The sequence below is a fragment of the Streptococcus alactolyticus genome, assembly GCF_042649785.1.
GTDB classification, from domain to species: Bacteria; Bacillota; Bacilli; order Lactobacillales; family Streptococcaceae; genus Streptococcus; species Streptococcus alactolyticus.
Window position 1 is genome coordinate 33,320 of record NZ_JBHRZX010000038.1, and the last position, 9,305, is coordinate 42,624.

Here is a 9,305-nt window from a genome sequence, read left to right on the forward strand (position 1 = left end):
TTTTTACCTAGATTCTTGTTAATAAGAAATTTTCTTGATTAGTTGACAAGATAAGGCACCCTTGTACCTTATCTTGTCCTCTTGTTGTTTATTTAGCAAGGTCTAACCTTTTGTAAAATACTCAACGGCGCTACGGAATAAGTGTTGGTCCTTGTTTCCTGGAATATTTTGGAAAAGACCATCTTCGTAACGTTCTGAGTGTCCCATTTTACCAATGATTTGACCATTTTTACTTGTAATACCTTCAATAGCGTTGACAGAACCATTTGGATTGTATTTAGAATCCATGCTTGGTTGACCGTTGAAATCAACGTATTGGCTAAAGATTTGACCGTTATCACGGAGTTCTTCAAATTCAGCAGCATTGACAACGAATTTCCCTTCACCGTGTGATACTGGAATAGCGTGGATATCTCCCACTTCAACACCAGCAAGCCATGGTGAATTTGTGTTGGCGATACGTGTTTCAACCATTTTCGCCATGTGTTGGTTAGCATCGTTGTAGAACAAGGTTGGACTTGTTTCTGTGGCATCTTCAAAGTTACCGTATGGAAGCAATCCTGATTTAACCAAGGCTTGGAATCCATTACAGATACCAATGATAAGCCCACCTTTTTCGATAAAACTGTCAATAGCCGCACGAACTTTTTGGTTCAACAAGATGTTCACGATGAATTTTGCAGAACCGTCTGGCTCGTCCGCTGCTGAGAAACCACCTGCAAAGAAGATGATGTTTGCTTTTGCGATATTGTCAACCATCGTGTCAACAGAAGCTTCAATAGCTGCTTCGTCAAGCGTTACAAACGGAACCAAGTTCACTTTGGCACCTGCTTGTTCAAAGGCCTTAGCCGAATCGTACTCTGAGTTTGTTCCTGGGAAAACAGGGATGTAAACCAATGGTTCAGCCACTTTTTCGCTGGCTTTGATAACGGCATCTGAAGCCACAGCTGGCACATCTTCGATAACTTGGCTTTGCTCAAATTCTGTTGGATAAACCTCTTCAAGCGTACCTTCAAAGGCTGCTAACAAGGTTTCTCCAGAAAGGGCAACGCCGTTGACTGTCAACGTAAAGTCAGCACTTGTCTTACCAATTTTCACAGCGTCAGCAATTTCTTCAGCAGATGTAAAGATAAAGCCACCGAGTTGAGCTGTCAAGCTTGTGTCAAGATCAGCTAATTCAACTGTCGCACCGATGTGATTTCCAAATGTAGCCAAAGCCAAGCTTTCCATCACACCACCGTATTTAACAGCAGATGCTGATGTGATATGGTGTGCTTTTTGAATCGCTTCAAACCTTGTAAAGTTTGACTTAATCAAATCAAAATCAATATCTTGTGAAATAGCTTGACCAGGAAGGTAATAAACGTACTCACCAGCTGCCTTAAATTCTGGCGAAAGCACTTTGCGACTATCTGCCGTTGTCACACCAAAGGCAACCAATGTTGGCGGTACTGTTAATTCTTCAAATGTCCCTGACATTGAGTCCTTACCACCAATTGATGGCAAGCTAAGTTGTAACTGTGCTTCGATAGAACCAAGAAGGGCTGAAACAGGTTGACCAAAGCGGTCAGCTTGTTTGTCCATACGTTGGAAGTATTCTTGGTAAGAGAAACGTGCTTTAGACCAGTTTGCACCTGTCGCCACCAAACGTGCTGTCGCTTCGATAACGGCATAGGCAGCACCGTGATACGGTGACCATTCTGCAATGTAAGGGTTGAAACCTTGTGCCATGACAGAAGCTGTTGTTGTCACACCATTTTGAACAGGTAATTTTTGAACAGAACTTTCTGTTGGTGTGATTTGATAACGACCACCGATTGGGTGGTTAACGGTTGAGCGACCAACTGAGCTATCAAAAATAGTTTGAAGCCCTTTTTGGCTGGCATGGTTAAGGTCTGAAAGAACTGTTACAGTATCAGCTTCCAAGGTTTCAGCTGAAGTTGTGCGTTGTTCTGGCACATCAACTTGGCTATCAACCACGTTAGCATCGACAACCACGCGCACACCGTTTGTATCAAGGAAACGGCGCTCAATATCTACAATCGTTTGCCCATTCCATGTCATAACAAGATTTGGTTTTTCAGTCACAGTTGCCACTACAACCGCATCGATATTTTCCTTATGACAAGCAGCAACAAAAGCATCGATGTCTTTTGGACGCACCACAACGGCCATACGTTCTTGCGATTCTGAAATGGCAATTTCTGTTCCGTTAAGCCCTTGGTATTTCAATGGCACTTTGTTCAAGTCAATTTCAAGACCATCAGCCAATTCACCAATCGCAACACAGACACCACCAGCACCAAAGTCATTTGATTTCTTGATAAGGCGTGTCACATCGCCATTACGGAAAAGACGTTGGATTTTACGTTCTTCAATGGCATTCCCTTTTTGAACTTCAGCACCAGCTGTTTCAACAGATTCAACGGTTTGAACCTTAGAAGAACCTGTCGCACCACCGACACCATCACGCCCTGTTTTACCACCAAGAAGGATAACCACGTCACCTGCTTCTGGTTTTTCACGCACCACATTTTCCTTAGGTGCTGCACCGACAACCGCACCAAGTTCCATGCGTTTGGCTACAAATCCAGGGTGGAAATATTCTTTAACATAAGTCGTTGCAAGGCCAATTTGGTTACCGTATGATGAATAACCATGAGCCGCTGTTTTTGAAATCACTTGTTGGGGCAATTTCCCAACGCGTGTGTCAGCAATTGGCATGGTAATATCACCAGCACCTGAGATACGCATGGCTTGGTAAACATAAGAACGCCCTGACAATGGGTCACGGATAGCCCCACCGATACAGGTCGCAGCGCCACCAAACGGTTCAATTTCAGTTGGGTGGTTATGAGTTTCATTTTTGAACATCAACAACCATGGTTCTTTGACACCATCAACGTCCACTTCAATCTCGACAGAGCAAGCGTTGATTTCGTCAGATACTTCCATGTCGTCCAAACGGCCATTGGCACGCTCATAGCGTCCAAAAATAGTCGCCATGTCCATAAGCGTTTGTGGTTTTTCAGAACGCCCCAATTCATCGCGCATCGCAAGGTATTTATCATAAGTTGCTTGCAATTGCTCTTGGAATTTAGAAGCTGAAAAATCAAGGTGTTTTAGTTCGGTTTCAAAAGTAGTGTGACGGCAGTGGTCTGACCAATAAGTATCCAAAACTTTCAATTCTGTTTCAGTTGGCACACGTCCAATTGATTTGAAGTAATCTTGGATAAAGACAAGGTCATCCACTTCCATTGCCAAGCCTTGCTCTGCCTTATATTTGGCAAAATCAGCTGCTGTATAAGTCTTGAAAAAGTCAAGGTTCGGAATAGTTTTATCAGATTCTGAGAATGCTTGTGGAGCAATTCCTGTCGTGATATCTTTGAAGCGAGAATCTACTGGATTCAACAAATAATGCTTAACAGCTTCCAATTCAGACGCTTCGATATCTTTATTTACCAAGTAAAGTTGAGCGGTATTAACCGTTACATCGTTGCCACTACCCAATAAAAGCAAGGCTTCTTGAGATGACGCCGCACGTTGGTCAAATTGGCCTGGAAGTGATTCAATCGCAAAGAAAGCATAGTCTGACAAGGCCGCAACCACATCACTTTCTGCCAAAATATTATCCGTTACTGGTTCAGAAAAAATATGCTTTTCTGCACGCGCAAAAAGCGCTTCGTCTAGCTGAAAAACATCATACACTTGAATGATGCGTAAATCAGTCAAACTGTTTAACTGAAGATTGTGCTTAAGCTCTTTGATAAGTGCTTGCGCTTTAACGTTAAAATGTGATTTTTTCTCAACAAAAATGCGTTTATCCATTCCCTATCCTTTTAAGAATTTTCTTTCTAGTAGCTTACCAGTACACCGTACCGAGCTTTTTTATCCAAGTCCTTGCAATTTTTCAAGAACCACTTCGTAAACATCTGTTAGGTTACCCAAGTCACGACGGAAAACATCTTTATCCATATGGTGACCTTCCGCATCCCAAAGACGGCAGTTATCAGGTGAAAATTCGTCCGCAAGGATGATATGACCATCCTTATCCTTACCAAATTCCAATTTAAAATCAATCAATTGAAGTCCAATTTGGTTGAACCAATCTTTCAACAATTCGTTGATACGACGTGTTTCAGCCTTGATGTAAGCAATACCCTCATCACTTGCAATACCAAGGAATTTCACGTGTTCATCGTTGATGAATGGGTCGTCCAAGTCATCGTTTTTATAGTAAAATTCAACAATCGGTGTTTCTAGCTGAATGCCTTCTTCCACACCAAATCGTTTTGAAAATGATCCTGCAGTCACATTACGCAAAACAACTTCAAGCGGAATAATATCAACTTTTTTGTTCAATTGTTCGTTTTCTGACAATTGTTTAACAAAGTGGGTTGCAATACCTGCTTCATTTAATTTCGTGAAAATTAAAGACGAAATCTGGTTGTTAAGCACCCCTTTCCCTTTGATGGTTTCCTTACGAGCACCATTAAGCATGGTTGCTTGATCTTTATAAACTGAAATAATCACATCTTCATCATCTGAAGTTGTGTAGATATCTTTGGCTTTTCCCGTATAAATCAGTTTTCTTGACATTTATTTGTTCGCCTTTCACCTTTATTCAACTAGATTTTAACATACGATGTCATTTTTTTCAACATTTAACAGACTTTTTGAGAATTCAAAAACAAAAACGTTCACCTTACGCGAACGTTTCTTTCTAATTTATCCGATTATTTAAATAATCTGACAATTCACCAAGAGAGGCCAAATCTTCCACATCTTCATCGGGAATACTGAGTTGAAAAGCTTCTTCCAAATCAATAATAAGTTCCACTAACTCGATAGAATCAAGCCCCAGGTCTTTTTGAATATCCATTGAAGTGGTTAAGGTTAGGTCTGGATTTTTCACTTGTCCTCGAACCACTTCCGCCATTTTATTAAAAATCATTTCTCTTGTCATATGCTTTAATCCTTAACAGTAAAAGCATCGACCAGCTGCTCAACAACTTTTGTTTCTAGCATGGTGCGTACTTGTTTGATGGTGTAGAAAACAGCTTGGGCATCACTTGAACCGTGGCATTTAACCACAGGAGCTTTCAAACCAAAGAGAACCGCACCGCCTGCACGCGTATAATCCATCGTATCTTTCAATTGGTACAAGCTATTTTTCAATAAAAGGGCACCTAATTTTGCTCTGAAACCACCTGATTGAATAGATGATTTCAAGCTACCCATGATGTTAAGAGCTGTTCCTTCCATGGTTTTAAGCACAGCGTTTCCCGTGAAACCATCGGTCACCACAACGTCAGCTACGCCATTCATCAAATCACGCGCTTCCACATTGCCAACAAAATGCAAGCTTTTATCTTCTTCTAACAAGGCATAAGTGTCCTTATGAAGTGGGTCACCCTTAGTCGCTTCCGTACCGTTATTGAGCAAGCCTACACGCGGATTGGCAATGCCACGCACATTTTTAGCATAAAAAGAACCAAGCGTTGCATACTGATGCAAATGTTTTGGCGTATTCTCCGCATTTGCTCCCAAATCCAACATATCATAGCCCTTGCCATCAGTCGTTGGTAGCGTAGACATCAAACCTGGACGATCAACGCCTTTAATGCGACCAATCACAAACAAACCAGCCGCTAAAAGCGCCCCTGTATTTCCCGCAGAAATCACGGCATCTGCTTTCGTGTCTTTAACTGCCTGAGCAGCTAGTACCATGCTCGCTTTTTTCTTACGGCGAATGGCTTTGACAGGCTCATCATCTGAATTAATCTTTTCTTCCGTATGCACGATTGTCACACGTTCAGTTGCTTTCAAATATTGTTTTATCTTGCTTTCATCACCATAAAGTTGCACTTCAATATCTGAAAATTCAGCGAGAGCTTGATTCACTCCTTCGACAATAGCTTCAGGGGCGTTATCACCACCCATAGCATCAATTGCAATTGTTTTCATAGTCATCTCCTCACAAAATATAATCACCCCATTATAACACGATTTAGCATTTTTTTCAGTTTTATAAAAACAACAAGGGATTTTCAGAAAAAAATAAAAAACTGTCGGCAATCCTTGAAAACAAGGTACCACCAACAACTTTTAGGTCATAATATCTCCCCACGTTCCCAAATCATCGATAAATTGCTTACTTTTCAAATGTAAACCCACATAAGTCTGATACAGGTCATCAATGAACAAACGCAATTTTTGCTTCATCTCAGGTTTAATGGAAATGGTTCTTAAATCATCAAAATGAATAGCTTGAAAACGGTCCACCAAATAAAGCATATTGGGGTCGAGGTGGCTACGATGATTATCTTTGTGGTAATGCTCTGGGCAAAGCAAGCCCGAATACCGATGCGAAAAATCAAAAGGCAAACCCACACGATGACAAAAAATACATTCATGAAAATTAAGGCGTACACCAAATCGCTCTAAAATCTGAATTTCAAAGATATTGGTCAAAATAGCGTAATCAAGACCTTCTTCCATTAAAGAAAGAGTCTTTTGTAAAAAGGCAAATAAAGGAGCATCTGCCACATGGTCGCTCAAAGCCGCATCTGCCAAAGCTGTGACATAGGACGCATAAGACAGTTTAAACAAATCTGCGTTGATGGCCTTAAAGGTTTCCACTTCCTTATAATCCTCGATGAAAGACAAGCCCTCATCATTCAATTTTAAAATGAATTTTGCAATGGTCAAAGGCTGGAGAACCGCTGCTAACTTAGACTTGCTAGCATGTCTGACAAAAAACATATACTTGCCATCCGTTTCGGTAAAGAGTTTGACCAGCTTGTCATCCTCACGATAATTGCGGTTGTAGAGAACAAGCCCATAAGTTTCCTTAGTTTGCATGTTCTTCCATAAATTCTTTCAAGCGCTCCATCGCAGTTGTGATGGTTTCCATGCTAGCAGCATAAGACAAACGAAGGTAACCTTCACCGTATTTTCCAAAAGCAACCCCTGGGATAAAGGCAACAGCTTTTTCACGAGCAAAATCCTGACAAAATTTAAACGAATCTTGCTCATAACCCTCTGGAATCTTAGCAAAAATGTAGAATGCCCCATCAGGTTTGATAATCTTAAAGCCAAGTGCAGACATCTTGTCTATAATGTAATCACGACGTTTCACGTACTCAGCTTTCATTGGTAGCGCATCGTCCTTGCCGGCAGAAAGAGCTTCAATAGCTGCAAATTGTGCCATCGTTGTCGCAGCTGTCACCAAATATTGGTGACTCTTAATCAATTGTGCCGTAAAAACAGCAGGTGCAAAAATCAAACCAATTCGCCAACCTGTCATGGCGTGCGATTTTGACAAGCCATTGATTAAAATGGTTTGTTCTGGCAAATATTCTGCAATTGAAACGTGTGGCTCATCCGTGTAGGTCAATTCTGAGTACACCTCATCTGAAATAACAAAAACATCGTATTTTCTAAGAACATCCGCCAAAGCCTTAATTTGCTCACGCGAATACGTCACACCAGTTGGATTGGTTGGATAATTAAGCAAAACAGCCTTGAGCGAATCTCCTTGCTCTAAAATAGCTTGTTCCAATACCTCTGGCGTCAACACAAAGTCATTCCCTGTTGTATCAATCTCCACAATATCAGCCCCAACAAGATTGACAATTGGTTCGTATCCAGGATAAGCTGGTGCTGGCAAAAGAACCGTATCCCCAGGCTCTAAAATAGCAGTCAAAGTCGCAGACAAGGCTTCCGTTGCCCCGATAGTCACCAAGATTTCATTATCTGGATTATAGGTCAAATGGTACTTGTCTTTAACAAAATCAGCCGCAGCTTGACGCAGAGCCATCAAACCAGCCATTCCTGTATAATGGGATTGGTTGGCATCAATAGCCGCCTTAGCAGCCTCTTTAACATGCTCAGGCGTTGTAAAATCTGGTTCCCCCAGAGTCAACTTCATAATCCCTGGCACATCCGAAATGGATTGGTCAAACTGACGAATCAAAGATACTTCGATTTTATCTAAATACTTATTAAAACGATTAGTCAAGCCCATAACAATCTCCCTTTATGTTTAATTATATCTATTATACATAAAATTCTAATAAAAGCCAGAACCTTTCAGACTAGACCAACATAAAAAGAGAGAACCAAAGTGTTCTCTCCACATTTCGACTTATTTTGCCGTGTCCATTCCAAATAAAGGCGATAACGGACGTTTTTCATGAATACGAGTAATAGCTTCACCAATTAGTTCAGCAATTGAAATTTGCTCAATCTTATCAATTAAACGTTCTTCTGGAAGGTAAATCGTGTCTAAAACAACGAGTTTTTCAATCGCTGATTTTTCGATATTTTCAAGTGCAGGACCAGATAAGACAGGGTGAGTACATGACGCATACACAGCAGTCGCACCCGCTTCAGCAAGTGCATCAGCCGCATGACAAATGGTACCCGCAGTATCAATCATGTCATCAATCAAGATACATTTCTTACCTTTAACGTTACCAATGATATTCATCACTTCACTTGTGTTCATTTTAGTGACACTACGACGTTTATCAATAATAGCAATCGGTGTTTGGAGGAATTGTGCCAACTTACGAGCTCGTGTCACACCACCATGGTCAGGACTAACAACAACGACATCTTCACCAACTAAACCATGACGGTCAAAGTAATCCGCAATAAGAGGTGCACCCATCAAGTGATCCACTGGAATATCAAAGAAACCTTGGATCTGAGCAGCGTGCAAATCAACCGTCAACAAACGATCAACTCCTGCTACTTCAAGCATATCTGCAACCAATTTAGACGTAATTGGTTCACGTGATCTTGCTTTGCGGTCTTGACGTGCGTAGCCATAATAAGGCATGACAACACTGATGGTTTCAGCACTAGCTCGTTTCAATGCGTCAACCATAATCAAGATTTCCATCAAATTGTCATTAACAGGTGAACTTGTTGATTGTAAAATAAAGACATGACGCCCACGAATTGACTCTTCGATATTAACTTGAATCTCACCATCAGAGAACTGACGAACTGATGATTTTCCAAGCTCAATTCCCATAGCCGAAGCCACTTTTTCTGCCAATTCCTTGTTTGACGATAATGCAAACAGTTTTAAATCAGAATAAGACATGATTTCCTCCAAAGTTTTTATCCTCTAATATTTTACCGTTTTTCTCTCTATTTTTCAACAAATAAAAGAAAGGATTACCTTGCCTTTAAAAAGGAAGCATCAAAAACATACTAAGATTAGTAGCGAGAAAATCTCCGACGGGAGAAAGTACTCTCTACTTTTTCTTTTATGTTAAAGTAGTGGTGTC

At 40.9% G+C, this 9,305-nt stretch carries 7 protein-coding genes; all 7 read right to left on the reverse strand.

From position 1 onward, the window contains the following. Positions 1-102: 102 nt before the first annotated feature. The 7 genes from ACFORE_RS08080 to ACFORE_RS08110 all read right to left on the reverse strand — a co-directional run bounded on the left by ACFORE_RS08080 (position 103) and on the right by ACFORE_RS08110 (position 9,118). Positions 103-3,828 carry a phosphoribosylformylglycinamidine synthase gene (locus ACFORE_RS08080; protein WP_154454869.1) on the reverse strand — a complete coding sequence of 1,242 codons (3,726 nt, stop codon included), beginning with the start codon at positions 3,826-3,828 and terminating at the stop codon, positions 103-105. 60 nt (positions 3,829-3,888) lie between these two features. Next, complete coding sequence (gene purC / locus ACFORE_RS08085) at positions 3,889-4,599, reverse strand: phosphoribosylaminoimidazolesuccinocarboxamide synthase (RefSeq protein ID WP_154454868.1); 711 nt, start codon at positions 4,597-4,599, stop codon at positions 3,889-3,891. Positions 4,600-4,723: 124 nt separating this feature from the next. Continuing rightward, positions 4,724-4,954, reverse strand: a complete 231-nt coding sequence (locus ACFORE_RS08090; protein ID WP_167510361.1) for a phosphopantetheine-binding protein — start codon at positions 4,952-4,954, stop codon at positions 4,724-4,726. A 17-nt stretch (positions 4,955-4,971) separates the two neighbouring features. Continuing rightward, the gene (gene plsX, locus ACFORE_RS08095; protein ID WP_154454866.1) at positions 4,972-5,967 is read right to left on the reverse strand and encodes a phosphate acyltransferase PlsX; all 996 of its coding nucleotides are present in this window, start codon (positions 5,965-5,967) and stop codon (positions 4,972-4,974) included. A 141-nt stretch (positions 5,968-6,108) separates the two neighbouring features. Further along, a complete protein-coding gene (gene recO, locus ACFORE_RS08100) occupies positions 6,109-6,864 on the reverse strand; it encodes a DNA repair protein RecO (protein ID WP_154454865.1) in 756 nt (251 codons plus the stop codon). Further along, positions 6,854-8,029, reverse strand: coding sequence for a pyridoxal phosphate-dependent aminotransferase (locus ACFORE_RS08105; RefSeq protein ID WP_154454864.1), 1,176 nt, complete (start codon positions 8,027-8,029; stop codon positions 6,854-6,856). Before ACFORE_RS08105 ends, recO begins: the two co-directional genes overlap by 11 nt. Before the next feature lie 120 nt (positions 8,030-8,149). After that, positions 8,150-9,118 (reverse strand): ribose-phosphate diphosphokinase, encoded by a 969-nt coding sequence (locus tag ACFORE_RS08110; RefSeq protein WP_154454863.1) that lies wholly within the window; start codon positions 9,116-9,118, stop codon positions 8,150-8,152. Positions 9,119-9,305: the final 187 nt, after the last annotated feature.

Bases quoted from the DNA above. Each gene is read 5' to 3' on its own strand.
- ACFORE_RS08080 (WP_154454869.1), bottom strand. From the start codon at position 3,828: ATGGATAAACGCATTTTTGTTGAGAAAAAATCACATTTTAACGTTAAA.
- purC (WP_154454868.1), bottom strand. From the start codon at position 4,599: ATGTCAAGAAAACTGATTTATACGGGAAAAGCCAAAGATATCTACACA.
- ACFORE_RS08090 (WP_167510361.1), bottom strand. From the start codon at position 4,954: ATGATTTTTAATAAAATGGCGGAAGTGGTTCGAGGACAAGTGAAAAAT.
- plsX (WP_154454866.1), bottom strand. From the start codon at position 5,967: ATGAAAACAATTGCAATTGATGCTATGGGTGGTGATAACGCCCCTGAA.
- recO (WP_154454865.1), bottom strand. From the start codon at position 6,864: ATGCAAACTAAGGAAACTTATGGGCTTGTTCTCTACAACCGCAATTAT.
- ACFORE_RS08105 (WP_154454864.1), bottom strand. From the start codon at position 8,029: ATGGGCTTGACTAATCGTTTTAATAAGTATTTAGATAAAATCGAAGTA.
- ACFORE_RS08110 (WP_154454863.1), bottom strand. From the start codon at position 9,118: ATGTCTTATTCTGATTTAAAACTGTTTGCATTATCGTCAAACAAGGAA.